We start from the raw sequence: 25487 nt of genomic DNA on the forward strand, positions 1-25487 counted from the left end.
GTCGGCTCGCAACATCGATTTATGGTGCTGCTGCAGCGGGCGACCATGACCGCATCCAGATCTTCCAGGGAGGCTGAACAAACAAATGGGGAGTTTCCCGCTCACCCCGACAGCCTGACGTACCTTCCGCCGGGATTACTCCCGATCTGCAGGGCGTCAGGTGCACGGTGGTGTTCCCGCCCGTGCTGACGACGCACTCATACCTCGACAGTGCGCCGCGAATCCAGTTCACCGTGAGCGAAATCCAGGCTGACTTTCGATTGATTCCGGCCAGCCGTGACTGGTTCTGCCCTACCCGACGTGGACGACAAGGCTGCCGGTCGGGCACCCTGGCGGAAAACGGCTCGACGTGGCTGGAATCGATCGGTAATCAGCTTCCCGGCCGCTCACGCCCGGCGTCGTCGTCGAGGCAGCATCAAGCTATGACTGTGTCGCCCTCATCTGATCCGTCGGTCCTCGCGGACGTCAGCGCATCGATCACGGTCCAGTTGGTCGGTGGCCCCACGGCAGTGATCGAAATCGGCGGAATGCGGCTGATCACCGATCCCACGTTCGACCCTCCCGGCGACCACCCGGTCGGGGAGCGGAACCTGGTCAAGACGACCGGGCCTGCGGTGCCGGCCGACGAGATCGGCCGGGTGGACGTGGTGCTGCTGTCTCATGACCAGCATCCGGACAACCTCGACGACGCCGGACGGCGGTTCCTCGACGATGTGCCGCTGGTGCTCAGCACCGCGGGCGCGGCGGAGCGACTCGGCGGTGTCACCTGTGAACTGCCGCTGTGGCGCAGCCACGTCCTGCGCCGGCCGGACGGTGGGGAGCTGCGGATCACGGGAGTGCCGGCTCAGCACGGGCCCGCGGGCACCGAGCACCTGACCGGAGAAGTCCGTGGGTTCGTTCTGTCCGGCGTCGGGTTGCCGACCGTCTACGTGAGCGGTGACAACGCCGCGCTCGCGGTGGTCCGCGATGTCGCCGATCACGCGGGTCCTGTCGACATCGCGATCATCTTCGGCGGACACGCACGCAGTCCGGTGATGGACGCCTACCTCACCTTCAGCGCTGACCAGGTCGCCCAGGCGGCCGAGATCCTCGGCGCCCCGACGGTGATCCCGATCCATCTGGAGGGTTGGAAGCACCTCACGCAGGAGTCGAGTGCGATCCCTCCGGCATTCGCGCGCCGCGGGCTGAGGGACCGACTGCTCATGCTCGAGGCAGGCGAGACCGTCACGGTGGCTGCGGAGCCTCGGCCGCCCGCTGATGTGTGATGGCCCGGACCGGAAGGCCGTTCTCCTCCGTCAGGACGACCGCGCAGTGCGTCCTGCCTCTGTCGGAGGCTCGCAACCGGTCGGGCCCGATGATTGCAAGCGGCGGCGCAGCGACTGCAGGTCCGAGTGTGATGCGCTTGTGCTGATGAGGAAATGGGCCAGCAGATCGGCGAATCGGCGCGGCTGCTCGGTATGGGGGAAATGCCCCGCTCCGTCGAAGATCTCCAGGCGGCTGGCGGGCAGCAGTTCGTGAGCACTCACCGTGTGCTGGAACGGAATGACCGAGTCCCTGTTGCCGCCGATGAGTAGTACCGGAACGTCGGCGAGGAGGTAGAGCCGCTCGAGACCGCCCAGGCGCTGGCCCGACCAATCCAATGCGCCGCGCACGGTTTGGGCGAAGGCGCCGCGTGCTCCGTCGTCGGTGAAGGAGGCGAATGCGCTGGCCAGGCCGTCGAGATCCGGTCCGTTGAGCGTCGGCAGGGCGTGCATGGCCCAGTGGACGGCCTTGGCGAGCCAGGGTGGGGTGATTGCGGAGAGCGCGCGGAGGAGCAGCGGGGTGCCGGGGAGCGTTGCGGCGCGCAGGGCGATCGTGACGCCTTGGCCGAGGCCGCCGCTCGCCTCGAGGACCAGGCGTTCGGTCATCTCCGGGAACTGGTGGGCGAACTGCATCGCGACGCCGCCGCCGAACGAGTGCCCGACGATGGTGGCCTGGTCCAGGCCCAGCATGAGCAGCAGGTCACGCAACTCGGTCGCGTAGGCGCCCAGCGAGTAGTCCCCGGTGCGGGGTTTCGCAGACTGGCCGTGACCGAGCAGGTCCGGGGCGATGACGTGGGCGTGGCGGCCCAGGAGCGGCAGAACGGATGACCAGGTCCGCGAGCTGCTGGCCAGTCCGTGCAGCAATACGACAACCGGCCCGTCGCAGTCGGCGCCCGCCTCGAGGAAGGTCACCTGCTGGCCGTGCAGCAGAATCTCCCGCTGCGTCACGGGCACGGCGAACGCCCGCCGGCCTGGTGCGCCCCGTTGTCGACGTGGGTACAGCGGGCAGGGTGCCGAGATCGTCGACATGGTGGCTCCCGTTCGGGTTCGGCAGCGGCTGCCGGGGTCGCCCTCGGAAGGGAGCCCTCGAATCTGCTGCGGCGGGTTTCCTCAGCCGGCCGGTGTGGTGACTACGGGCGCGGTTCGCGGGTCCAGCCCGTTCTCGGTGCTCGCCGCCAGGGCGACCGGTCGGTGGTGGCTGGCTTCATCGCCGATCACGAATACCCGGTCGCGAGGCACAGGAGTCGCGCTCTCGAAGTGATCCAACCGACACTGCTCGATCAGGCCCGGACGCGTGGGGCTATTCCGCCGGCGCCTGCGTACGTGATCGCCTCGACCACCGTCATCGAGCGGTGTCGCGGAACGCTCCGCGGTGGACAGCGGCCGGGTGGCGCGCGTCGAGCCTGCCGTCGCCGGGCGGTCTGCCAGGGACGTCGGCGAACAGCTTCTCGCGGAAGGTTCCGGCGCGGTAATCGGTCTGCGCCAACCCGCGCTTCCGCAGTTCGGGCAGCAGCCCGTCGATCACCTCGGTGTAGCTGCCCGGGATGACGTGATTGATGATGTTGATGCCGTCGATTCCCGCGTCCTGCCAGCGTTCGAGCTCGTCGGCGATCTGCTCCGGCGTGCCGACCAGCCGCATCCGCTCGGCGCGGTAGCGCACCATGTCCTCGATCGTCGGGTTGCCACCCGGCACCGAGTCGATGATGGCCTGCAGCACTCCCCGGCCACCCTCGACCTCCAGGTCCTTCAACGGCGTGTCGAGCGGGGCGTCCCCGAGATCGACGCCCATGCCGCCGAGCATGTGCGCGGCGAGCCCCTCGGGCGACATGTAGGAGTCGTAGTCGGCCTTCCGCCTGCGGGCCTCGTCCTCCGTGCTGCCGACCACGAACGACAGCCCGGCGAAGAACCGCAGGTCGGATGCCGCACGGCCGTGCTGCACCGCGAGCCTGCGCACCGTCGTCGTCACCTTCTCCGCGTTGCCGAGCGAGCCGGCGAACATGAAGACGGCCTCGGCATTGCGGGCGGCGAACGCCATCCCGGCCGGCGAGGTGCCGGCCTGGAACAGCACCGGCGTTCGCTGGGGTGACGGCGCCACCAGGTGCGGCCCCTCGACGGAGTACCGCTCGCCCCGATAGCGGATCTTGTGGATCCGGCTGGGGTCGGCGTGGCGGCTTCCCGCCTTGTCGCGCAGCAGTGCGCCGTCGTCCCAGCTGCCCTCCCACAGCCGGTAGACGACATCCACGTACTCGTCGGCCCACTTGTACCGGTCGTCGTGCGGGGTGAGCCCTGGCATCCCGAAGTTGCGGTGGGAGTTCTCCAGTGCCGACGTCACGATGTTCCAGCCGATCCGGCCCTTCGTCAGGTGGTCGAGGGTGCTCGCCCTGCGTGCGAACGTGAACGGGTGCTCCTGGATCACGGAGCTCGTCCAGGCCAGGCCGAGGTGTTCGGTCACCGCCCCGAGAGCCGAGATCATCACCGACGGATCGTGGGACGGGATCTGCAACCCCTCGGTGACGAAGGTGTCCCAGCTGCCGCGGTAGTTGCCGTACAGCCCCACGACGTCGGCGAAGAACATCGCGTCGAACCGGGCCTCCTCCAGTTGCTGTGCGAGGTCCGTCCACAGCGACAACTCGTCGAAGCGGTGCTGCTGGGCGTCGGGATGGCGCCACTGGCCTTCGAGGATGTGCGACGTGGTGGCCATGACGAACGCGCTGAGCAACAGCCGGGGCCGACCCGTTGCCGCGCTCACAGCCGCTCGTCCAGCCGTCGGACGGTGAGTGTGCCCGGGAGCTGCACCAGAGCGATCATCACCAGCACAGCGGTGATCATGACAGTTGCCTGCGGCGCTCGTGCTCTCCTCATCGGTCTCGATCACAGCCATGCTGCCTCGATTGACCGGATTGGGTGATTAGTTCGGTTGTGGCGGCCGGGGGGAATCCGCATGGAGCACGCTGATGTCGCAGGTCCCACCGTCCATGAGCAGCCGAACGGCCGCCTGCGCCGATCGCTGAGCCAGCGCCAGCTCGTCCTCATCTGTCTCGGCAACGTGGTGGGCGCAGGCATCTACGGGCTGGTCGGCCAGATGTCGGCGCACGTCGGCGGCGCGATCTGGATCCCGTTTCTGGTGGCGTTGGCGCTCGCGATCCTCACCGTGTTCAGCTACGCGGAACTGTCCAGCAAGTACCCCAGGGCAGGCGGCGCCGCCACGTACGTGCATCAGGCGTTCCGTGCACCGTTCGTGACGTTCATGGTGATGTTCGCGATGGTCGCCTCTGCGGTGAACTCCGCATCGACGCTGTCGTTGGCCGCCGGTGGGTACATCGAGGAGGTGCTCTCCGTCCCGACCCTGGTCACCGCAGTCTGCGTGATCATCGTGCTCGGGACGATCATCGTGCTGGGGGTGTCGCTCTCGGCGCGCTTCAACAGCGTGCTCACCGTGATCGAGCTCGGCGGGCTCGCACTCGTCATATTTGCCGCGATCGCGGCGATCATGGTCGGCACCGGCGCAGCGGGCAACCTCACCGACTTCGCCGCCACCGGCGGTGGAGCCGAGGCCGGCGCGGCCGACGCCTCGGTGATCGCGGCCGTCGTGGCGGCCACGAGCCTCGCCTTCTTCGCGTTCGTCGGGTTCGAGGACGCTGCCAACATGGCGGAGGAAACCAGAAATCCCACCAGGGCGTGCGCCCGAGCGCTGGTGATCGCTTTGCTGACGGCGGCGGCGCTGTACCTGACCATCGCGGTGCTGGCGTCGGTCGTCGTCGGCGGCGACCGGCTCGCCACGTCATCCGCCCCGCTGCTCGAGGTCCTGCGGCAGAGCCCGCTGGCCGTGCCGGCCGCGCTGTTCACCGTGATCGCCGCGCTCGCCGTGGGCAACGGTGTGTTGATCAACCTCCTCTCCGCATCGCGGATGCTCTACGGCATGGCGGACCAGAAGGTGCTGCATGGAAGCCTGGCAACGGTGCACCCCACCCGGCACACGCCGTGGGTTGCCGCCGTCGCGGTCACCGCGGTCGCCATGATCTTCGTGTTCACCGGCAGGCTGGCCGTGCTCGCGACAACGACCGTTGCGCTACTGCTGATCGTGTTCGCGATGGTGAACGTCTCGGTGCTGGTGCTGCGCCGGGAGCAGGTGGACCACAAGCATTTCCGCGCCCCGACAGCGCTGCCGGTTCTGGGAGCGCTGGTGTGCGTCGCACTACTGACCCAGCAGGAGGCCGAGGTCCTGCTGCGAGTCGTCGTGGTGCTGCTCGTCGGGGTCGTGCTGTGGGCGGTCAACCGCGTGGCGATCCGCCGCACAGCGGCGCTGCGGTAGCCGTCGACCGCACACACCTCCAGGCCGCCGCACACACGGCACAACGTCTGTGCCGTAGTCACTGAATGTGTGCCGTGTTCTGGTTATGCCGGCGTGTCCAGCAGTGCGTGCTGGGCTGCTGCGGCCAGCCATGTTTCGGCTCGGTCGAAGTCCCAGCCCCGGTCGCCGACGAGGGTGTACCAGGCCGGCCGACCCAGGTGGAACCAGAGCAGGTCGACCGCGGCGGTGCGGTCCAGCTCCGGCTTCAGCGTGTTCAGTGCGGCGAGCCGGTCGGCTACGGCCGTGAGGGCGCCGAGGTAGGCGGCTTTATTCGCGTCGAGGACGGGCGCCGCGGACGGCTCGGTGAGGTTGCGGTAGAGCAGACCCCAGACGATTTCCCAGTGCCGCTCGTGTGCTTGCCGGGTGCCCGCCGCAGTGATCGCGATGACCGTACGCGGGTCGTCGGTCGTGGCGATTCCGGTGAGGGTCTGCTCGACCGCGGGGTCCTCGACCGCCGGCGCCAGCAGCGCTTCGAGAATCGCTGCCTTGCCGCCGGTGCTGCCATACACCGTCGGGACGGCCACTCGCGCGTCCTTGGCGATGTCCGCAACTGTCACCTGCGCGAAGCCATCGGCGAGGAACAGCCTCCGTCCGCTCTCGAGGATCGCCTCGCGCGTGGCGAGCGCGGCGTCCCGACGCCGCGGTGAGTTGTACGAGCGCATCGCTGGATGCTACTAGCGGCAACAGTGCCGAATATTGACCATAGGAGCCTATACTCATATGGTGGCGTGGGTGAAGGGCTCCACGGTGACCGCGGTCGTCCATACCCGCCTCGTGCATGACACCCATCGCAGAGCCAGCACCGTGCTGGCAGAAGCCGCAGCGGACCCGGCGGCCTCCGGGGCTGCCCTGGCCGAGCTACGCGACTTCCTCGTCGTACATCTGGACAGCCACCACAAGTCGGAAGACGACCTCCTCTGGCCGATGATCGAGGAGCAGGCCCCTGGAGCCGCCGAGCCGCTGACCCGTCTCAGCGGTGAGCACGACCAACTGGAGGCGGCACTCGAGGCGCTCGCTGCGGCCCCGATCGATCAACCCGGCCGCACCGCGCTCGTCGACGCGGCAGTCGCTGTCCGCGACCTGGTCCATGCCCATCTGGAGAACGAGGAGCCCATCCTGCTCCCGGCGCTGAGCGAGCACGTCTCCGAAGAGGCGTGGGAGGCCTTCGTCCGGCAGGTCCGCGCGACGACACCCGGAGTGGGGGCGCATCTTCTGGTCGGTTTCCTCGATCAGGTGGGCACCCCGGAGGACGTGGAGATCATTCTGCGAGACATGCCCGCGCCGGTGCGGGCGAAACTGCGCGAAGAGGCACAGGAAACTCTTGGCCGGCTGACCCGGCGGCCGGCTGACCCGCCGGGTGCGGCGAATTCCGAACGTCGTCCTGGCCCATGACACGGACGAGGAGTCCGAAAATGCAGATCGGCTTCAATCTGCCGCAGTTCGGCAGCCATGCGCACCGCCCGGAAGGCATCGCAATGTTCGCCCGCCAGGTCGAAGAGATGGGGGCGGACAGCCTGTGGGTGGGCGACCGGCTGTTGGCCCCGCTCGAACCAGAGATCAACTATCCGGGCACCACCTCATTTCCGGAAGAGTTCCGGGCAGGACTGGACCCGTTCGCGGCGCTCACGGTCGCCGCCGTTGTGACCACCCGGCCGCTGCTGGGCAGCAGCGTGCTGATCACGCCCTGGTACTCCCCGGCTCTGCTCGCCCGTTCCCTTGCCACCATCGACCAGCTCAGCGGTGGCCGGCTGATCGCCGGCCTCGGTGCCGGATGGGCTCCTGAGGAATTCCGGTCCGTCGGCATACCGATCGCGGAGCGAGGCGCGCGCCTCGACGAATGCCTCGACGCGCTCGCGGCGTTCTGGAGCACGAACCCCGTTGAACACAAGGGCTCGTTCTGGACAACAGCCGCGAGCTACGTCGACATCAAGCCCGTGCAGCGGCCCGGCCCACCCATTTACATGCCCGCGCTCACACCGGCCGGTGTGAACCGGGTGGCACGCCGCGCCAACGGTTTCCTCCCCGCGGTGACTCCTGGCCCCTTCGAGCCGACCACCATCACGGCCCCCATGGCCCGCATCCGGGATGCGGCTGCTCGAGCGGGCCGGAATCCGGACGAGCTGGACGTCATCCTCCGGGTCAACACGAAGGCCGGTGACTCGGTGGACAGCATGGCCGAGACCATCCTGCGGGCTCGCGACGAAGCCGCGGTGGACCACGCCTTCGTCGACCTCACCTTCCGCGACCGAGCCACGAGCGTCGAGCACGCCGTGGACCTGGCCGGTCGCGTGCTGGATCTTGTCCGTGCACGGTAAGTCACGCGAGGTCGGGGCGGCTGCCGACCGGGTCGCGGTGGTCACCGGGAGCTCACGAGGGATCGGTCGAGCCACCGCGCTGCGCCTGGCCGCTGATGGCGCGGCTGTCGTCGTCAACTACCGCACCCACGCAGCCGAGGCCGAGCACGTGGTCGCCACCATCGAGAGCCAGGGTGGACGCGCCGCCTCGGAGCGTGCGGACGCGGCCGACCCCGCCGAGCTGCTCTCCCTCTTCGATTCGGCCGAGCGCCATTACGGCGGCCTTGACGTGCTGGTGCTCAACGCGGCCGGCTTCGCGACGGGCCCCGTGGCCACAGCTACCGACGACGATTACGCGCACACCTTCGCACTCAACGCGCAGGCCACCTTTCTCGCGCTCCGCGAGGCCGCACGCAGGATGCGTGACGGAGGTCGGATCGTGTTCATCTCTTCGACGGCTACCCGCACGGGCCCGCCCGAGAAGGCCCTGTACGCGGCCAGCAAAGCCGCCGGTGAGCAACTCGTCCGCGTTTTCGCCCACGAGGTAGGCCCACGTGGCATCACCGTCAACAGCGTCCTACCCGGACCGACCTACACCGAGGGATTTCCCGCGGCCTCGGTACCGGTGGAAGCCTTGGTCGCCCGCACTCCGCTGGGTCGGCTGGGCCGTCCATCCGACATCGCCGACGTCGTCGGCTTCCTCGCCTCCGATGCGGGTCGGTGGATAACCGGCCAGAGCATCGCTGTCGACGGCGGCCTGTCCACGTCGAATGGGCGGACGCACCTGGAGTCTGCCGGACGCAGCGCAAACTGACCTCGAATTTGGACACGGAGTCTTCAGAGCAATGGCGTGCCCCAGTGGTCCGCGTAGGCGACTTCGCTGACAGGTAAGCGTGGCGCGGGCTTGAAGTCCGTGACCGTGGTGTAGGCGACGGGTATGAGGCTGGTTTGGGTGACGTCGCCCGGAAGGCGCAGGATCTTCGCCGCGTCTGCCGCTCGCCGCAGGTGGTAGGTGGTGAAGGTGGATCCGAGGCCCCGCGCGCGTAGGGCGAGCTGGAAACTCCAGGTGGCCTGGAAGATCCCGCCGTAGAACACCGACAGGTCGAAGGGGTTGTTGTCCGCTGGTGGGCGGCCGAGCAGGCACGGCACGACCAGCACAGGGACGCGTTCGATGACGTCGATCAGGTGTCTGGCCGACCGGAGTGCGTGCTCGGGTGCGCCCGCAGCCTCCTCCGCTATATAGGTGGTGCCTTCTTCGCGGAAGAGCTTTCCGAGTTCGTTCTTCACGTCTTGGTCGCGGATCACGAGCCAACGCCAGTTCTGCATGTTCGCCGGGGTGGGGGCCTGCAACGCGAGGCGCAGGCAGTCGTCGATGACCTCGTGCTCGACGGGACGGTCGAGGTCGAGTTTCAAGCGGACCGAGCGTGTGGTGCTGAGCATCGTGTCGCTGTCCATCGCGGGCCTTTCCGTGGATGGCGTGCAGACTGCGGCCTTGATCAGGCTACGTCGCGTGGATGGACAGCTGCCGGGCACCGACCACGGTGGTGAATTGTTCTTGTGAGCCGTCGTGACGGGGATCGCGGCTATACGTACAACCGTGCATGCTCGGCGCGCAGCTTGTACTTCAGGATCTTTCCCCCGACCGTCTCAGGCAGTTCTTCGACGAAAATAACGGCTTTGGGCGTCTCGTACCCGGCTAGTCGGGCTCGGCAATGCGAGATGAGATCTTCGGTGGCCGGACGGCGGCCGTCGCGCGGAACGACCACGGCGGTGACGGCCTCGCCCCAGCGCTCGTGGAAGAGTCCGATCACGGCGGCGCGGAGCACGTCCGGGTGTTCGTGGAGCACGGCCTCGACGCGCAGGCTCGAGACGTTCTCGCCGCCGGTCTTCACGATGTCCTTGTAGCGGTCGAGCATGATCCGCAGCCCGTCGTCGTCGATGGCCACGCTGTCGCCGGAGTGGAACCAGCCGCCGCGAAATGCTTCGCGGGTGGCGTCGAGGTCGCGGTAGTAGCCGGCCATCATGATCGGCGAGCGATAGACCGCTTCACCGGCTTCCCCACCGCGCACCGGCTCGCCTGCTTCGTCGACGACGTCCGAGGCGAGCATTCCGCTCGGAAGCCCCACGTAGTTCGCGGCCGGGGCGGTGCGGGCGTGTACCTCGGGCCAACGGCTCGGCCAGAACCGGTGGCAGGCGATGGCCTCGGTCTGGCCGAAGATCCCCAGGGTGACGAAGCCCGGTGCTGTCCTCGCTTCCAACCGCTCGATCAGTGACGGGGAAAGCGCGCCCCAGCCGTAGACGAGTGTGGTGAGGGACGTCAGATCGAGCTCGGGGCGGCGGTCGATCTCGTCGGCCAGGGCGGCGACGAACTGCGGCGACCCTGCCCACAGTGCCGTGGCCCGGGACGCCGCGACAGACGCTGCGACGGGCCCGGGAGCCGGACGCCGGCCGATGACGAGCTCGCCACCGGCGAGAAAGGCTCCGATGGGGAAGATCTCGTCGCCGACGTGGTAGATCATCGGTAGGTGGGTGCAGACGCGCAGGTCGCTGTCGTGGCGCAGGCCGCGCGACAGCGACAGCGCGAAGTTCAGCCCGGCCACGTGGGCGCAGTGGTGCGAGAGCATCACGCCCTTCGGCATCGCGGTGGTGCCGGAGGTGAACAACAGCTGCCAGATGTCGTCGCCGTGGATCTGCACCTCAGGTTCGGTCACCGGCCGGCCGTCGATCAGGTCGGCGAACGTGGGGCTGCCGCCCACTGCGCCACCACCGACGGTGATAGTGGCGCCCACCGCCGGGCCGGTGGCGCCGAGCACGGGCTCGAGCCGTGGCCAGAGCTCGGCGTCGACCACGACGAACCCTGGTTCGGTGAGCCTGATGAGGTACTCCACGACGTCCGGGGCGAGGGCGGGGTTGAGCGGTACGGCGACCATGCCGGCCTTCGCGGCCCCGATCTTGGCGAGGTAGGCCTCCACCGAGTTCTCGCAGAACAGCAGCACCCGGTCGCCGGGGGCGAGGCCGGCGGCGGCGAGAGCGTGCGCGAACTGGTTCGCGATCGCATCGGCCTGCCGGTAGGTGACCGCGGCGAAACGCTCGTCGCCGTAGGCGCCGTCCACCCCGGTCAGCGCGAGCTTGTCCGGGTGGCTCCAAGTGATGCGTTCCAGGACGTCGCCGACCGACGTGCGTTCCCAACGGTTGACGGCGCGCCGCCCGCGCAATGTCTCCACATCGATGGTCGCGGCGGCGGGCAGTTCCGAGCCGTGCGGGTGGTGGGGGAGCCCGTGCGGCTCGTGGTCCACCGTCGGTCCGGCACCTGTCCTGTCGCTCGTCGCGGTCATCGTCCACCCCTCCGCCGTCGCGTCCCCGGCTCACAGCATGGCGTGAGCGGCACCACACGACAAGTGATGAAGTGAAGATCGGTTCACTACTGCGATGGCGCGGGAGGTTCCACCCCGAGGCAGGCGTGAGCCATCCCGTGTAGCTGCGTGGCGAGCCGGTGGGGGTCGAGGCCGCTGTGGAAGAACAGGGTGGACTGGATCGCGCCGATCGCCGCGTGCACGGCCAGCCGCAGCTCGCCGTCGGCGAGATCGGGCCGCAGTGGGGCGAGCACACCCACCCAGTCCTCGATGTAGTGCCGCTGCAGCCGGCGCAGCCGCCGCCGGTCCTCCTCGGGCAGGTTGTGCACCTCGCGGTGATACACCGCCAGCACGCTGCGGTCCTCGATGGCGACGCGAACATGGTCCTCTACCAGCGCGGACATGGCGGTGGCGTCGTCCGGCGCCTCCGTGAGGATGCGCGCCGCACCCTCCTGCAGCCGGTCCATCACGCGGTCGAGCAGGGCGACGAGGATGGCGTCCTTGCTGTCGAAGTGCCGGTACACGCCCGACCCGACGATGCCCGCCTCTGCTCCGATGTCGGCCATCCCGATCGTGTGGAAGCCCCGTCGGGCGGCGAGCTCGGCGGCCACGGCGAGGATGCGCTCACGGCGACCGGGGTCGCGTGGGGCACGCGCGGTGGAGGAGGGCGCAGCCGTCATCTATTCATCATGACAGCCGCACGGTACGGTCCACCACGAGTGAACGACGAATCACTTTGGAGTCAGCGTGGAGGTCGTCGAGAGCGACGAGCACCGGGATCTGCGGGCAGCCGTCGGGGCGATCGCCGCGCCCTTCGGCGGGGCCTACTACGCGGAGCACGCCCGCGCGGGGCAGGAGTGCACGGAGCTGTGGCAGGCGCTCGGCGCCGCCGGGTTCATCGGGGTGAACGTGCCCGAGGAGTACGGCGGAGGCGGCGGCGGGCTCGCCGAGCTGACGATCGTCTGCGAGGAGATCGCGGCGAAGGGCGCTCCGATCCTGCTCCTGCTGGTCACCGCCGCGATCTCGGCCGAGGTGATCGCCGAGTTCGGCAGCGAGGAGCAGCGCAAGGAGTGGCTACCCGGGCTCGCGAGCGGCCGCACGAAGGTCGTCTTCGCGATCACCGAGCCGAACGCCGGCTCCAACACCCACCAACTGGCCACGACGGCCCGCCGCGTCGGTGACGAGTGGGTCCTCGACGGCGAGAAGTACTACATCTCCGGCGTCGACACCGCGGAGGCGCTGCTGGTCGTGGCGCGCACCGGTCGCGACGAGAGCGGCACGGCGCAGCTCTCGTTGTTCCTCGCTCCCACGAACGCGCCCGGCCTGACCGCCACGCCGCTGCCGGTCGACGTCATGCTCCCCGAGCGCCAGTTCACCCTGCACTTCGACGGCGTGCGCCTGCCCGCCTCGGCGCTCGTCGGGGAGGAGGGCCAGGGCTTCCGGCAGGTCTTCCACGGCCTCAACCCCGAACGGATCACCGGAGCGGCGCTGTGTGTCGGCATCGCCCGCTATGCGCTGGGCCGCGCGGCGCAGTACGCCCGGGACCGGCAGGTGTGGGGCCGGCCGATCGGTGCGCACCAGGGCGTCGCCCACGCACTCGCGAAGGCGAAGATCGAGACCGAGCTGGCTGCGCTGATGACGCACCGGGCAGCGGCCCTGCACGACCGCGGCCTGCCGGCGGGGGAGGCCTCCAACATGGCCAAGTACGCCGCAGCGGAGGCGGCCATCGCTGCCGTCGACACCGCGATGCAGACCCACGGCGGCAACGGCGTGTCGGCGGAGTTCGGGCTGCTGCCCTACTGGGGTCTGGCCCGGCTGCTGCGGATCGCACCCGTGAACCGGGAGATGATCCTCAACTTCGTGGCCCAGCACAGCCTGGGCCTCCCGCGCTCCTACTAGGGGGACCTGCGATGGGCCTGCACCACAACCTCATCCAGCGGGTCAACGTCGGCGATGCGCTGACCCGCGTGGCGTTCGCCCGCCCGGACGCGCCCGCGCTCGTCGACGGCGACCGCCGCTTCAGCTACGCGGAGCTCGACGCCTGGGTCAACCGGCTCGCGCACGGGCTCACCGCACGTGGCTACGCGACCGGCGACGTACTCGCGCTGGCCTCGGCCAACAGCGCGGAGTTCCTCGCCGTCTACTACGCCTGCGCGAAGCTCGGTCTGGTCTGCGTGCCGGTCAACCTCGGCTGGCGCGCCGACGAGATCGCATACGTGCTCGGGCACTCCCGCGCCCGCGGGATCGTGGTGGAGAGCCAGCTCGTGGGGGCCATCGGCCCTGCGGTCGCGCAGGTGGCCGCGGTGGCCGACGTGGTCGTCGCACCCGGCACCGGGCAGGAGTACGCGGCCGAGCCCGCCGACCGGCAATGGACCACGCTGGACGCGCTGCTCGCCGACGACACCGCCTCACCCGAGATGGTGGTGGAGGACCGGGCCCCGCTGTCCTATCTGTACACATCAGGAACGACGTCGTTCCCGAAGGGCGTCGTCGCCACGCACCTGGCGATCCACCTGGAGTCGATGTCCGCGGCGCTCGACTCGGGCTGGCGGTCCGACGACCGCTTCATCGCCATGATGCCGATGTTCCACACCGCGCAGCTCAACGCCTTCTGCACGCCCGCGGTCGTCGTCGGCGCCACGATCGTCGTCCACCGCGGTTTCGACCCCGAGAGCTTCCTCGACACGATCGAGCGTGAGCGGATCACGCAGGTGTTCGGCCTTCCGATGATGTACCGGGCAGCACTCGACCATCCGTCGTTCGGCGGGCGGGACCTGTCGTCGCTGCGGCGTGCCGTCTACGCCATGGCCCCGATGCCCAAGGCGCAGATCGAGGCCTGCCTCGCGGGCTTCGGCTGCGACTTCGCGCTGCTGTTCGGGCAGACCGAGATGAGCCCGATCACCACGCTGTTCCGGCCCGAGCACCAGCTCTCCCACGTCGGTGCGGTCGGCACCCCGCTGACTGGTGTGCAGGTCGGGATCATGGACCCCGAGGGTCGGCTGCTGCCCCGCGGCGAGCAGGGCGAGATCGTCTACCGCGGGCCGTCGACCATGCAGGGCTACCTGCACGATCCCGACGCCACCGCCGCCGCGTTCGCGCACGGCTGGTTCCACTCCGGCGACGTCGGGCGGTTCAGCGACGACGGCGTGCTCTGGTTCGCCGACCGTTCCAAGGACGTGATCAAGACCGGCGGCGAGAACGTCGCCTCGATCGAGGTCGAGCGCGCGGTGTACGACACGGAGCCCGCGGTCGCCGAGGTCGTGGTCGTCGGTCTGCCGCACGAGCGGTGGAGCGAGGCGATCACCGCGGTCGTGGTGCCGAAACCGGGAGAGAAGATCGACCCGGACGCGCTGCGGGTGCGGCTGAAGGAGCGGCTCGACGGTTACAAGGTTCCGAAGTCGGTGATCGTCGTCGACGCCCTGCCCCGCACGTCCACCGGCAAGATCCAGAAGAACGTGGTCCGGGAGCTGCACGCCGGGCATTACGGGGAAGTGTGATGACCGTCCTGAGGTCGCAGCTCGACGTGTCCTCCGAGACCTACGCGAGCAACCGCAAGGCCCAGCTCGAGGTGCTGGCCCAGCTGGACGAGCAGCTGGAGCTGGTCGTCGCGGGCGGCGGGGAGCGCTACATGCAGCGACACCGCGACCGCGGGAAGCTCCCCGTCCGCGAGCGCCTGGAGCTGCTCCTCGACGCCGACAGTCCGTTCCTGGAGCTCTCGGCGCTGGCGGCGTGGGGCACCGAGTTCACGGTCGGCGCGTCCGTGCTCACCGGCATCGGCGTGGTGTGCGGCGTGGAGTGCATGGTCATCGGCCACGACCCCACCGTGCGCGGGGGCGCGATGAACCCCTACTCGCTACGCAAGACGCTGCGCGCGCTGGAGATCGCGCGCGTCAACCGGCTGCCGGTGGTCAACCTCGTCGAGTCCGGCGGCGCCGACCTGCCCACCCAGGCCGATCTGTTCGTGCCCGCCGGGCGGATCTTCCACGAGCTGACCGAGCTGTCGTCGCTGGGAATCCCGACGGTCGCGATCGTCTTCGGCAACTCGACGGCGGGCGGCGCGTACGTGCCGGGCATGTGCGACTACGCCGTGCTGGTCGACCGCAAGGCCAAGGTGTTCCTCGGTGGCCCGCCGCTGGTGAAGATGGCCACCGGTGAGGAGCCCGACGACGAGTCGCTCGGCGGCGCGGAGATGCACTCCCGCGTCTCGGGGCTGTCGGACTACTTCGCCACCGACGAGCACGACGCCATCCGGCTCGGCCGTCAGATCATGTCCCGCATCAACTGGCGCAAGCTCGGTCCGCCCGCGGCGGCGCACCCCGAGCAGCCGCGCTACGACCCCGAGGAGATCCTCGGGATCATCTCCCCGGACCCGAAGGTGCCCTTCGATCCCCGTGAGGTGCTGGCGCGCACCGTCGACGGCTCGGACTTCGACGAGTACAAGCCGCTCTACGGCACGTCGCTCGTCACGGGATGGGCGAGCATCCACGGCTATCCGGTGGGTGTGCTCGCCAACCACCGTGGCGTGCTCTTCAGCGAGGAGGCCAAGAAGGCCAGCGAGTTCATCCTGCTCGCCAACCAGACCGACACCCCGCTCGTGTTCCTGCAGAACACCACCGGGTACATGGTCGGCGCCCAGTACGAGCAGGGCGGGATCATCAAGGACGGCGCCAAGATGATCAACGCCGTCACCAACAGCACCGTGCCGCACCTGACCATCAACATGGCGTCGTCGTTCGGGGCGGGCAACTACGGCATGTCCGGCCGCGCGTACGACCCCCGGCTGATGTTCGCCTGGCCGGGCGCCAAGCTGGCCGTGATGGGCGCGGCGCAGCTCGCCGGCGTCATGTCGATCGTCGGCCGTGCGTCGGCGGCGTCGCAGGGCAGGCCGTTCGACGAGGAGGCCGACCGGAGCCGGACCGCGGCGATCGAGGCCCAGATCGAGGCCGAGTCGCACGCCTTCTTCGTCACCGCCCGGCTCTACGACGACGGCATCGTCGACCCTCGCGACACCCGGACCGTGCTCGGCATGTCGCTGTCCACCGTCCACTCGAACACCGTCGCCGGCCGCCGTGGCTTCGGCGTCTTCCGGATGTGAAGGCATGATCTCCAAGCTCCTGGTCGCCAACCGCGGGGAGATCGCCGCGCGGGTCATGCGAACCGCCCACGCCGTGGGCATCGCCACCGTCGCCGTGTACTCCGACCCGGATGCCGACGCTCCGTTCGTCCGGCTCGCCGATGAGGCGGTGCGCCTGCCCGGGGCCACTCCGGCGGAGACCTACCTGCGTGGTGACCTCGTCGTCGCGGCGGCGACGGCCACCGGCGCCGACGCCGTGCATCCCGGGTACGGGTTCCTGTCGGAGAACGCGGACTTCGCCCGGGCGTGCGCGGAGGCGGGGCTGATCTTCGTCGGTCCCTCGCCGGACGCGATCGCGTCGATGGGGTCGAAGATCGAGGCCAAGGCCCTCATGGAGAAGGCCGGGGTGCCGGTCCTGCCCGGCGCCACCGTCACCGAGCACACCGACCTCGCCGCGGTCGCTGCGGACATCGGGTTCCCGGTGCTGGTCAAGGCCGCGTTCGGCGGGGGCGGGCGCGGCATGCGCGTCGTCGGTGACTCCGCCGAGCTCGCAGCCGCCGTCGAGGGCGCGCGACGGGAGGCCGAGTCGGCGTTCGGGGACGGCACGGTGTTCCTGGAGCGGTTCGTGGTCGACCCCCGCCACATCGAGGTGCAGATCCTCGGCGACACTCACGGCGAGGTCGTGCACCTGTTCGAGCGTGAGTGCTCCATCCAGCGCCGGTACCAGAAGATCGTCGAGGAGAGCCCGTCGCCGGTCGTCGACGACGCGCTGCGCGCCGAGCTCGGCGCCGCGGCCGTGGCCGCCGGGAAGGCGATCGGCTACACCGGCGCCGGCACCGTGGAGTTCGTGCTGGACCGCGACGGGCGGTTCTTCTTCCTGGAGGTCAACACCCGGCTGCAGGTGGAGCACCCGGTCACCGAGCTGGTCACCGGGCTGGACCTGGTCGAACTGCAGCTGCGGGTGGCCGAGGGTGAGCCGCTGCCCCCGGAGGTCACCGGCGCCGTGATCACCGGGCACGCGATCGAGGTCAGGCTCTACGCCGAGGACGTCCCCGCAGGCTTCCTGCCCGCCACCGGCACGCTGCACCACTTCCACGTGCCCGCGCTGCCCGGCGTGCGCGTCGACTCCGGTGTCGTCGACGGCTCGGTCGTCGGCACCCACTACGACCCGATGCTGGCCAAGGTGATCGCCCACGGCCGCACCCGCACCGATGCGGCACGGACGCTGGCCCGGGCGCTGCAGCGGGCCGAGATCCACGGCGTGACGACCAACCGGGATCTGCTCGTCGGGATTCTCCGTGAGCCGGAGTTCCTCGCCGGCCGGACCGACACCGGTTACCTGACCAGGAACGATCCCGCCGTGCTCAGCGCGGTCGCCGCAGGTGGCGCGGTGCACGCCGCGGCCGCCGCGCTCGCCGCCCAGGCCGCGAACCGGGCGGCGGCGCGGGTGGTGGGCGGGCTCCCGTCGGGCTGGCGCAACGTCGGCGGAATGCCACAGCGCGTCGCCTACACCCTCGGCGAGCAGACCCTCGAGGTCACCTACGCCTTCCGCCGGACTGGGCTGGAGCTGGCCGTGAACGGCGAGCCACTGCCCGTCGGGCTCCTGCGGGCGACGCCGGACGCCGTCGAGCTGGTGGTCGGCGACGTACGACGGGCCTACGCCGTGCACCGCGTCCCGGGCTGGTCGTATGTGGACGGGCCCGACGGATCCGCCGCGCTGGCCGAGGTGCCGCGCTTCGCCGACCCGAACGCCGTCGCCCACGCCGGGTCGCTGCTGGCGCCCATGCCCGGCGGCGTGGTGCGGGTGCTCGTCACCCGCGGCGCCGCGGTCACAGCGGGGCAGCCGCTGGTGGTGCTGGAGGCGATGAAGATGGAGCACACCGTCGCGGCGCCGGTCGACGGGGTCGTCGCCGAGATCGCGGTCGCGCCCGGCGACCAGGTGAACACCGGACAGGTACTGGCCGTGGTGGAGGAGCCCGGGCCGGAGACGGCCGGGTGAAGCGGCCGGCCGTCGAGAGGTCCGAGGCTTTCCGGAGGGGAGTTCGACGATGAACATCGCCACCCTGCTGCGCCGCGCCACGGCCGACCATGCCGGCCAGGTCGCGCTGCGGCTGGACGAGACCGAGATCGGCTACGCGCAGTTCGCCGAGCAGGGCGCCCGGTTCGCCGCCCACCTGCACGAGACCGGTCTCGCGCCCGGCGAGCGGGTCGGGTTCTTCCTGCCCAACTGCCCCGAGTACCTGATCGGGCTGCTCGGAACCTGGCAGGCGGGGGCCGTCGGCGTCCCGCTGAACTACCTGTTCCCGGACGGGCCACTACGGCACGCGATCATCGATGCCGGGCTGACCAGGCTCGTCGCCCTGCCCGGCGATGTAGAACGGCTCACGACCCTCCTCGACGGAGCCGCCCCGGAGATCCTCACGACCGGGCCCGGCGGTGGGTTCGCCGCTGCCCTCGCCGCCCACGAGCCGGTCCACACGGTAATCCCGCGGCTCGACCGCGACGACGCCCTGATCATGTACACCTCCGGCTCGACCGGGGTGCCGAAGGGCGTCCGCCAGACGCACCGCAACATCACCGCCCAGGTCGACGGCGTCATCGACCTCTATCAGCTCACCGCAGCCGACCACGTGCTGAACTGCATGCCGCTGTTCCACGTCGGCGGCCTGCAACTCGGGAGCCTGCCGATCCTGCTGCGCGGCGGGCAGATCACCTTCATGCCGCGCTGGGACGTCACCGTCTGGCTGGACCTCGTCCAGCGGCTGCGGCCCACGTTCGGCGGCCTGATCTCCACGATGATGATCGACGTCGGCAACCGGACCATGCAGCAGCCCGTCGTGCTCGACTCGTTCCGGATCTGCATGTTCGGTGGCTCCCGCACACCCACCGCGGCGATCGAGCGGCTCGAGGCGGGCACCGGGATCCGGGGCGTGGAGATCTACGGGCAGACCGAGCAGAGCGGGCTGGCCGTCTCCTACGCGCCCGGCGACGTCCGCCGCTCCAACTCGATGGGCAAGCCCCTGGAGCAGGTCGTGTCCACCCGCGTGGTTCCGGTCGACGGCGGTGCGGATCTCGAGCCGGGCGAGGAGGGCGTGGGTGAGCTCTGGGTGCAGGGCGATGCGGTGACGCCCGGATATTGGGGGGTGGAGGCACCGGAGAAGTGGTCGGACGGCTGGTTCCGCACCGGCGATCTCATGTCCCGCGACGCCGACGGCTATCTGTACTACGTCGACCGGATCGACGACATGATCGTCTCGGGTGGCGAGAACGTGTTCCCGCAGATGGTCGAGGAGCACCTCGCCGGCCATCCCGACCTGGCCGAGGTCGCGGTGATCGGCACCGCACACGAGCGGTGGGTGGAACAGGTGACGGCGGTGGTCGTGCCGAAGCGGGCGGGCCTGACCGTCGAGGAGATCACGCAGTGGTGCGCCACCAACCCGAATCTGCGCGGCATGCACAAGCCGCGTCGCATCGAGATCGTCGAAGCGCTGCCGCGGACCGGAAGCGGCAAGCTCAACCGCCCGGAGCTGCGGAGGATGTTCACGTGAGCGAGCGATGAGTACGACCTACGAGGTGGTGAACGGCGTCGCCTGGCTGACGATCGACCGCCCCGAGACCCGCAACGCGCTGAGCAAGGAGGTGCGCGACGGGCTGTGGGAGGGCACGCGCCGGTTCGTCGCCGACGAGTCCGCCGCCGTGCTCGTCCTGACCGGAGCCGGGGAGAAGGCGTTCTGCGCGGGTGGTGATCTCAAGGAGATGGCCGAGACCGGCTTGGAGATCCCGCCACCGGACTTCCTGCCGCAGTTCGGGCGCAACGTGGCTGTGGACAAGCCGACGATCGCGGCGGTCAACGGTGTCGCGTACGCGGGCGGTTTCCTGCTCGCCCAGCAGTGCGATCTCGTCGTCGCCGCCGAGCATGCGAGGTTCGCCGTCAGCGAGGTCAAGGTGGGCCGCGGGTCGCCGTGGGCGGCGCCGCTGTCGTGGCTCGTACCCCCGCGGGTGGCGCTGGAGATCCTGCTGACCGGCGATCCGCTCGATGCCCATCGGGCCCGCGAGGTCGGGCTGGTCAACCAGGTGGTGCCGGCCGGTGAGCTGCGCGAACGTGCGCAGGCGCTGGGCGAGCGGATCGCGGCGAACGCCCCGCTGTCGGTGCGTGCGGCGAAACGCACCGCGTACCTGTCGGCCGAGCACACCCGCGCGGAGGCCTACGACCGGGCGGAGGAGATCTGGGCGCCGGTGTACCTGTCGGCCGACGCGCAGGAGGGGCCTGCGGCGTTCCGCGACAAGCGGGCTCCCGTCTGGCAGGGGAGGTAGCCGTGCCCGTCTCGATGACGGCGCTCGCCGACGACCTCACTGCTGAGTCCGCCGAGCTGCGCGGGCTGCTCGCCGGCCTCGACGAGGACAGTTGGCGGCGCGACACGCCCGCCGAGGGCTGGACGATCGCCGACCAGGTCTCGCACCTGGCGTACTTCGACGATGTTGCCGTGCAGTCCGCCGTCGACCCCGACGCCTTCCGCGCCGAGCTGGAGCGGATTCAGGCCGCGGGCGGGGTGGACCCGGACGCCGTCGCCGCGCGCTATCGCGACCTGTCCGGGGCCGAGCTGCTGCGCTGGTTCGACCGGTCGCGGGAACAACTGGTCGAGACGTTCCGCGGGCTCGAGCCGGGCGTGCGGGTTCCGTGGTTCGGGCCGGCGATGAGCGCGGCGTCATCGCTGACTGCGCGGATCATGGAGACCTGGGCCCACGGCCAGGACGTCGCCGACACGCTCGGGGTGGCGCGCGAGCCGAGCACACGACTGCGGCACGTCGCCCACATCGGGGTCGGAGCGCGCGCGTTCAGCTACGCGGTCCGCGGCCGTGCGATGCCGGACGTCCCGGTCCGGGTCGAGCTCGACGCGCCCGACGGGACGCTGTGGACGTGGGGCCCGGCGGACGCGGCCGACCGGATCACGGGCCCAGCGCTGGACTTCGCCCTCCTCATCACGCAACGGCGCCACCGCGACGACCTCGCGCTGACGGCCACCGGGCCGGCCGCGCGGGAGTGGACCCAGATCGGGCAGGCCTTCGCCGGGGAGGCGGGCAAGGGCCGCGAGCCAGGGCAGTTCACGGCAGTGGCGCGGCCGACGAGCGCAGGCGAGGAGTCGACATGAGCAGGCGCGCGATCCGGATCGGCAACTGCTCGGGCTTTTACGGCGACCGGATCGAGGCCGCCCGCGAGATGGTCGATGGCGGACCGATCGACGTGCTGTGCGGCGACTACCTCGCCGAGCTGACCATGCTCATCCTGGCGAAGGCGCAGGCCAAGGATCCCTCCGCGGGATACGCGCGGACGTTCCTGACGCAGGTCGAGGCGGTACTCGCAACGTGCCTGGACAAGGGGATCCGCATCGTCGCGAACGCCGGCGGGCTGAACCCCGCCGGACTGGCCGCGGCTGTCCGGAAGGTCGCCGCCGGGCTCGGGCTGGATGTGAAGGTCGCGCACGTCGAGGGCGACGATCTGCGCGGCTCGCTGGGGGCGATCACCCCGCCCGTCGAGGGCAAGCCGGTGTCCGCCAACGCCTACCTCGGCGGCTGGGGGATCGCCGAAGCTCTTGCGGCCGGAGCCGACGTCGTCGTGACCGGGCGGGTCACCGACGCCTCGCTCGTCGCCGGGCCGGCAGCGTGGTGGCACGGCTGGGGCCACGGCGACTGGGACGCCCTCGCCGGCGCGGTCGTCGCCGGGCACGTGATCGAGTGCGGGCCGCAGGCGACCGGCGGCAACTACGCCTTTCTCGACGAGATCACCGACCGCCGCTACCCGGGGTTCCCGATCGCCGAGGTCGCCGCGGACGGATCGTCGGTGATCACCAAGCACGCGGGCACGGGCGGTCTGGTCTCGCTGGGCACCGTCACCGCCCAGCTGCTCTACGAGATCGCCGAGCCCGCCTACCTCGGTCCGGACTGCACCACGCACTTCGACACGATCCGCCTCGCCCAGGAGGGCGAGCACCGGGTGCGGATCTCCGGCGTGCGCGGCAGCCCGCCGCCGCCCACGCTGAAGGTCGCGCTCAACGACGCCGGTGGCTTCCGCAACACCATGACGCTCGTGCTGACCGGGCTGGACATCGAGGCGAAGGCCGCGCACGCCGAGGCCCTCCTGTTCGAGGTGCTGGGCGGAAAGGACCGGTTCGCCGAGGTCGACGTCCGGTTGTTGCGCTTCGACACCCCGGACGCGCCGTCGAACGACCGCGCCACCGCCCACCTGCGGATCACGGTCAAGGACCCGGACCCGCGCAAGGTCGGGCGCGCGTTCTCCAACGCCACCATGGAGCTGGCGCTGGGCGGGTACGCAGGCTTCCACACCACCACCCCGCCCACCCCGGAGTCCGCGTACGGGATCTACCGGCCCGCGACCGTCGCGCGCTCGGCCGTGCAGCACACGGTCGTCCTTCCCGACGGCGAGCGACGGGTGATCGACGATCCGGAGGTCGGCGAGGTGCCTCCGCCGCCGCAGGTGCCCGTCCCCGCGCCCATCGCCGACGGGCCGCGCGTGCGGGTTCCGTTGGGAGTGGTGTGTGGGGCGCGGTCGGGGGACAAGGGCGGCAACGCCAACGTCGGGCTGTGGACACGCACCGATGCCGAGTACGCCTGGCTGCGCGGCTTCTTCACTGCCGACAAGGCTCGCGAGCTGCTCGGGCCCGAGGCCGCGGACCTGCCGATCGACGTGTGGCCGCTACCCAATCTGCGGGCGCTCAACGTCGTGGTGCACGGGATCCTCGGCGCGGGTGTCGCCTCGTCGACCCGACCGGACCCGCAGGCGAAGGGCCTGGGGGAGTACCTGCGCAGCCGGCTCGTGGAGGTGCCGGAGGAGTTGCTCGGTTGCGTCCCGCGTCGATCACGTGATTGATCGCGTGCAATATGCAGATGACTGTGAATCCGAGGGCAGCGTGGCGAGTTTGTCGGGCGCCCGCACCATGTCGACCCGGGTGATACGAGCGTCTTCGACCGTCAGAGAGATCACGAAGTCGTACTCGCTGCCCTTCAGGATCGCGAACCCGGGTGCGCCGTTGACCGTCACCGACCTCGGACGGTGGTCGCCGTCCAACTGGCTCGCGAGTCCTATGAGCAGCCGCGCAACCCGATCCGCTCCATGCACGGGTCGCAGGGCCGCGCGGACCTTTCCGCCACCATCGCTGGTGAGAGTCACGTCCGGATCGAGCACGGTCATCAGGCCGGGTAGGTCGCCGTCGATCGTGGCTCGCCTGAACGCGGCGACGACCGCCTCGTGTGTGGCGTGGTCGACCGTGACCCGTGGCGTGCCGGCAGCCACGTGCTTACGAGCCCGCGCGGCGAGTTGTCGCACCGCGGCGGTGGTCCGTCCGACAACCCGGGCGACCTCGGAGAACTCCATGCCGAACAGGTCGTGGAGGACCCATGCGGTGCGCTCGGCAGGACTGAGCGTCTCGAGCACCACCATGAGCGCGAAGCTGACGGAGTCGTCGAGTGTGACCCGCTCGGCGGGATCTGATGCCGGAGGCGCCTCGAGCCACGGCTCGGGAAGCCACGGCCCGACGTACGTCTCCCGGCGTACGCGGGCGGAGCGCAGGGTGTCGAGGGCGCGCCGAGCGACGACCACAGTGGCCCAGGCCTCGACGTTCTGCACGGGCTCATTCGCGTGTGCTGCGATCAGCCGTAGCCAACTGTCGGACACGACGTCCTCGGCTTCGGCGTGGCTACCTGTCATGGCATAGGCAAGCCGCTCGAGTCGAGGGCGTGCCCGCGTGTAGGCGGTAGCGAGGGATCGTTCGTCGTTCATGGCCGGCCCCTTGCTGCGGCATACACCGCTCCCTGCATATCTCCGGCCACCCTCTCGCTGCCTCGGCTGCGCGGTTTCGCCCGCACCCGTGATGTGACGACGCAGCGCGCGGGCGTGTGACACCGCGACCGTCGTCTCATCCCGACGCGCGGCGGCCCGGCGGGCGGCCGCCCCATGTCACACGGGCCGACCCCGATTCGTCGTGCTGCCATGACCAACAAGAGGAAACCGGCCGGCGATCGTGTTCTCGTGCTCGGGGCCGGGTACGGCGGGCTGATGGCCGCGCTGCATGCCGCCGATGCGGCCGACGTCACGCTGATCGATCCCGCGGCTCACTTCACAGAGCGGGTCCGGGAGCACGAGGTAGCTGCCGGACGACAGGACATCTCTCACCCGCTGTCGTCATTCCTACGGAAGAAGCGCGTCACGCATGTGGCAGCCCGCGTGACGGACATCGACCCTGTCCACAAGGAGGTGGTCACCGACGACCACAGGCGGCACCCCTTCGACCTCCTCGTCTACGCGCTCGGCAGCCGGACGCAGACTGTCGGAGATGGTTCCCATGAAGACGGGCGCCTGTTCACGTCCGAAACTGCGCGTTATCTGCGCAAGCGGCTCGACGACGGCCCGGGCACGCTGACGGTCGTCGGTGGTGGGGCGACGGGCGTGGAGATGGCGACTGAGCTGGCCGAGGCCGAGCGGGCCTGGAAGATCAGCATGGTCACCGCGGGCGAGGTCGGACCCGCCCTGTCGCAGAAGGGCCGGACCCACGTGCGCTCGATGTTCCGCGATCTGGATATCAACCTCGAGGAGGGCCGCCCGGCGGCACCGGAGGATCTCGATGCCGACGTGATCGTGTGGACGGCGTCCCTGAGGGCCAACGCCGAGGTCGCGCGTTCCGCCGGCCTGGCGCTGACCGTCGACGGACGGATCGAGGTCGACGCGATGTTGCGATCGGTCTCCCACCCCGACATCTACGTGGTCGGAGACGCGGCCGCAGCGCGCACCGAGGCCGCCGGGGAACTGCGGATGGCGTGCGCGACCGCTCTGCCGCTCGGGTCGCGCGCCGGGAGGAACATCGTTGCCGAGCTGCGTGGACAGCGACCGAAGCCCTTGTCCTTCCGCTACTACGCGCAAGTCATGAGCCTGGGACGGCGCAATGGGCTGGTTCAGTTCGTCGGTGCGGATGACAAGCCCAAAGACATGATCGTGACCGGCCGGAAAGCCGCACTTGTGAAGGAACAGGTGGTCCGCTCGACCGTGCGCTCGTTACGCCTCGCTGCACGCTGACCGCTCGACGAGTCCGCTGACTGCCACCA

The 25487-nt window shown here is 70.1% G+C and carries 21 protein-coding genes; 14 read left to right on the top strand and 7 right to left on the bottom strand.

Annotated elements, in window-relative coordinates; genetic code table 11:
* Positions 1-422 precede the first annotated feature (422 nt).
* Positions 423-1265, top strand: a complete 843-nt coding sequence (locus tag ABD743_RS09855) for an MBL fold metallo-hydrolase (RefSeq protein ID WP_344720964.1) — start codon at positions 423-425, stop codon at positions 1263-1265.
* A gap of 30 nt (positions 1266-1295) precedes the next feature.
* On the opposite strand, the gene ABD743_RS09860 is transcribed toward ABD743_RS09855, so the two are convergent.
* Together ABD743_RS09860 and ABD743_RS09865 are read right to left on the bottom strand one after the other, a co-directional pair.
* Complete coding sequence (locus tag ABD743_RS09860) at positions 1296-2330, bottom strand: alpha/beta fold hydrolase (protein ID WP_344720966.1); 1035 nt, start codon at positions 2328-2330, stop codon at positions 1296-1298.
* A gap of 313 nt (positions 2331-2643) precedes the next feature.
* Complete coding sequence (locus ABD743_RS09865) at positions 2644-4050, bottom strand: LLM class flavin-dependent oxidoreductase (RefSeq protein WP_344720968.1); 1407 nt, start codon at positions 4048-4050, stop codon at positions 2644-2646.
* Between the two features lie 192 nt (positions 4051-4242).
* On the opposite strand from ABD743_RS09865, the gene ABD743_RS09870 reads away from it, so the two are divergent.
* Complete coding sequence (locus ABD743_RS09870) at positions 4243-5613, top strand: APC family permease (protein ID WP_344720969.1); 1371 nt, start codon at positions 4243-4245, stop codon at positions 5611-5613.
* 83 nt (positions 5614-5696) lie between these two features.
* Here ABD743_RS09870 and ABD743_RS09875 read toward each other — a convergent pair whose 3' ends face one another.
* Positions 5697-6314, bottom strand: coding sequence for a TetR/AcrR family transcriptional regulator (locus ABD743_RS09875; protein ID WP_344720971.1), 618 nt, complete (start codon positions 6312-6314; stop codon positions 5697-5699).
* A gap of 85 nt (positions 6315-6399) precedes the next feature.
* Here ABD743_RS09875 and ABD743_RS09880 point away from each other — a divergent pair, with 85 nt between their 5' ends.
* Genes ABD743_RS09880 through ABD743_RS09890 form a run of 3 tightly spaced genes read left to right on the top strand, consistent with a single transcriptional unit; the run spans position 6400 to position 8760 of the window.
* Positions 6400-7044 carry a hemerythrin domain-containing protein gene (locus ABD743_RS09880; RefSeq protein WP_344720973.1) on the top strand — a complete coding sequence of 215 codons (645 nt, stop codon included), beginning with the start codon at positions 6400-6402 and terminating at the stop codon, positions 7042-7044.
* A gap of 20 nt (positions 7045-7064) precedes the next feature.
* Positions 7065-7967 (top strand): TIGR03619 family F420-dependent LLM class oxidoreductase, encoded by a 903-nt coding sequence (locus tag ABD743_RS09885; protein ID WP_344720975.1) that lies wholly within the window; start codon positions 7065-7067, stop codon positions 7965-7967.
* Positions 7957-8760 (top strand): SDR family oxidoreductase, encoded by an 804-nt coding sequence (locus ABD743_RS09890; protein ID WP_344720977.1) that lies wholly within the window; start codon positions 7957-7959, stop codon positions 8758-8760. The genes ABD743_RS09885 and ABD743_RS09890 overlap by 11 nt, the downstream gene beginning before the upstream one ends.
* Positions 8761-8783: 23 nt before the next feature.
* On the opposite strand, the gene ABD743_RS09895 is transcribed toward ABD743_RS09890, so the two are convergent.
* From ABD743_RS09895 to ABD743_RS09905, 3 genes are all read right to left on the bottom strand, one after another.
* On the bottom strand, positions 8784-9401 hold the full coding sequence (locus tag ABD743_RS09895) for a nitroreductase family protein (protein ID WP_344720978.1): 618 nt from the start codon (positions 9399-9401) through the stop codon (positions 8784-8786).
* 128 nt (positions 9402-9529) lie between these two features.
* Positions 9530-11281 (bottom strand): AMP-binding protein, encoded by a 1752-nt coding sequence (locus ABD743_RS09900; protein WP_344720980.1) that lies wholly within the window; start codon positions 11279-11281, stop codon positions 9530-9532.
* A gap of 86 nt (positions 11282-11367) precedes the next feature.
* Positions 11368-11979: a TetR/AcrR family transcriptional regulator gene (locus tag ABD743_RS09905; protein WP_344720981.1), complete on the bottom strand. Its 612-nt coding sequence runs from the start codon at positions 11977-11979 to the stop codon at positions 11368-11370.
* A 67-nt stretch (positions 11980-12046) separates the two neighbouring features.
* On the opposite strand from ABD743_RS09905, the gene ABD743_RS09910 reads away from it, so the two are divergent.
* Genes ABD743_RS09910 through ABD743_RS09945 form a run of 8 tightly spaced genes read left to right on the top strand, consistent with a single transcriptional unit; the run spans position 12047 to position 23259 of the window.
* Positions 12047-13198 (top strand): acyl-CoA dehydrogenase family protein, encoded by a 1152-nt coding sequence (locus ABD743_RS09910; RefSeq protein WP_344720983.1) that lies wholly within the window; start codon positions 12047-12049, stop codon positions 13196-13198.
* Between the two features lie 11 nt (positions 13199-13209).
* A complete protein-coding gene (locus ABD743_RS09915; protein ID WP_344720985.1) occupies positions 13210-14796 on the top strand; it encodes a long-chain-fatty-acid--CoA ligase in 1587 nt (528 codons plus the stop codon).
* Positions 14796-16394, top strand: a complete 1599-nt coding sequence (locus ABD743_RS09920) for an acyl-CoA carboxylase subunit beta (RefSeq protein ID WP_344720987.1) — start codon at positions 14796-14798, stop codon at positions 16392-16394. Before ABD743_RS09915 ends, ABD743_RS09920 begins: the two co-directional genes overlap by 1 nt.
* A gap of 4 nt (positions 16395-16398) precedes the next feature.
* Positions 16399-18372 (top strand): ATP-binding protein, encoded by a 1974-nt coding sequence (locus tag ABD743_RS09925; RefSeq protein ID WP_344720989.1) that lies wholly within the window; start codon positions 16399-16401, stop codon positions 18370-18372.
* Between the two features lie 49 nt (positions 18373-18421).
* Positions 18422-19921 (top strand): class I adenylate-forming enzyme family protein, encoded by a 1500-nt coding sequence (locus tag ABD743_RS09930; protein ID WP_344720990.1) that lies wholly within the window; start codon positions 18422-18424, stop codon positions 19919-19921.
* A 7-nt stretch (positions 19922-19928) separates the two neighbouring features.
* Positions 19929-20687: an enoyl-CoA hydratase/isomerase family protein gene (locus tag ABD743_RS09935; RefSeq protein WP_344720991.1), complete on the top strand. Its 759-nt coding sequence runs from the start codon at positions 19929-19931 to the stop codon at positions 20685-20687.
* Positions 20688-20689: 2 nt separating this feature from the next.
* The gene (locus ABD743_RS09940; protein WP_344720992.1) at positions 20690-21523 is read left to right on the top strand and encodes a TIGR03084 family metal-binding protein; all 834 of its coding nucleotides are present in this window, start codon (positions 20690-20692) and stop codon (positions 21521-21523) included.
* Positions 21520-23259 (top strand): acyclic terpene utilization AtuA family protein, encoded by a 1740-nt coding sequence (locus tag ABD743_RS09945; protein ID WP_344720994.1) that lies wholly within the window; start codon positions 21520-21522, stop codon positions 23257-23259. The genes ABD743_RS09940 and ABD743_RS09945 overlap by 4 nt, the downstream gene beginning before the upstream one ends.
* Here the strand turns inward: ABD743_RS09945 and sigJ are convergent.
* On the bottom strand, positions 23248-24168 hold the full coding sequence (gene sigJ, locus ABD743_RS09950) for an RNA polymerase sigma factor SigJ (RefSeq protein ID WP_344720996.1): 921 nt from the start codon (positions 24166-24168) through the stop codon (positions 23248-23250). The two genes, ABD743_RS09945 and sigJ, sit on opposite strands and share 12 nt — an antisense overlap.
* 210 nt (positions 24169-24378) lie before the next feature.
* Here sigJ and ABD743_RS09955 point away from each other — a divergent pair, with 210 nt between their 5' ends.
* Positions 24379-25458 (top strand): NAD(P)/FAD-dependent oxidoreductase, encoded by a 1080-nt coding sequence (locus ABD743_RS09955; protein ID WP_344720998.1) that lies wholly within the window; start codon positions 24379-24381, stop codon positions 25456-25458.
* The last annotated feature ends 29 nt before the right edge of the window (positions 25459-25487 follow it).

This window comes from Pseudonocardia yunnanensis (assembly GCF_039534065.1).
In the GTDB taxonomy this organism is placed as follows: domain Bacteria; phylum Actinomycetota; class Actinomycetes; order Mycobacteriales; family Pseudonocardiaceae; genus Pseudonocardia; species Pseudonocardia yunnanensis.

Coding starts and splice junctions, on each gene's coding strand:
- sigJ (WP_344720996.1), bottom strand. CDS start 24,168: ATGAACGACGAACGATCCCTCGCTACCGCCTACACGCGGGCACGCCCT.
- ABD743_RS09875 (WP_344720971.1), bottom strand. CDS start 6,314: ATGCGCTCGTACAACTCACCGCGGCGTCGGGACGCCGCGCTCGCCACG.
- ABD743_RS09860 (WP_344720966.1), bottom strand. CDS start 2,330: ATGTCGACGATCTCGGCACCCTGCCCGCTGTACCCACGTCGACAACGG.
- ABD743_RS09920 (WP_344720987.1), top strand. CDS start 14,796: ATGACCGTCCTGAGGTCGCAGCTCGACGTGTCCTCCGAGACCTACGCG.
- ABD743_RS09870 (WP_344720969.1), top strand. CDS start 4,243: ATGGAGCACGCTGATGTCGCAGGTCCCACCGTCCATGAGCAGCCGAAC.
- ABD743_RS09945 (WP_344720994.1), top strand. CDS start 21,520: ATGAGCAGGCGCGCGATCCGGATCGGCAACTGCTCGGGCTTTTACGGC.
- ABD743_RS09885 (WP_344720975.1), top strand. CDS start 7,065: ATGCAGATCGGCTTCAATCTGCCGCAGTTCGGCAGCCATGCGCACCGC.
- ABD743_RS09925 (WP_344720989.1), top strand. CDS start 16,399: ATGATCTCCAAGCTCCTGGTCGCCAACCGCGGGGAGATCGCCGCGCGG.
- ABD743_RS09935 (WP_344720991.1), top strand. CDS start 19,929: ATGAGTACGACCTACGAGGTGGTGAACGGCGTCGCCTGGCTGACGATC.
- ABD743_RS09905 (WP_344720981.1), bottom strand. CDS start 11,979: ATGACGGCTGCGCCCTCCTCCACCGCGCGTGCCCCACGCGACCCCGGT.
- ABD743_RS09930 (WP_344720990.1), top strand. CDS start 18,422: ATGAACATCGCCACCCTGCTGCGCCGCGCCACGGCCGACCATGCCGGC.
- ABD743_RS09955 (WP_344720998.1), top strand. CDS start 24,379: ATGACCAACAAGAGGAAACCGGCCGGCGATCGTGTTCTCGTGCTCGGG.
- ABD743_RS09855 (WP_344720964.1), top strand. CDS start 423: ATGACTGTGTCGCCCTCATCTGATCCGTCGGTCCTCGCGGACGTCAGC.
- ABD743_RS09895 (WP_344720978.1), bottom strand. CDS start 9,401: ATGGACAGCGACACGATGCTCAGCACCACACGCTCGGTCCGCTTGAAA.
- ABD743_RS09900 (WP_344720980.1), bottom strand. CDS start 11,281: ATGACCGCGACGAGCGACAGGACAGGTGCCGGACCGACGGTGGACCAC.
- ABD743_RS09915 (WP_344720985.1), top strand. CDS start 13,210: ATGGGCCTGCACCACAACCTCATCCAGCGGGTCAACGTCGGCGATGCG.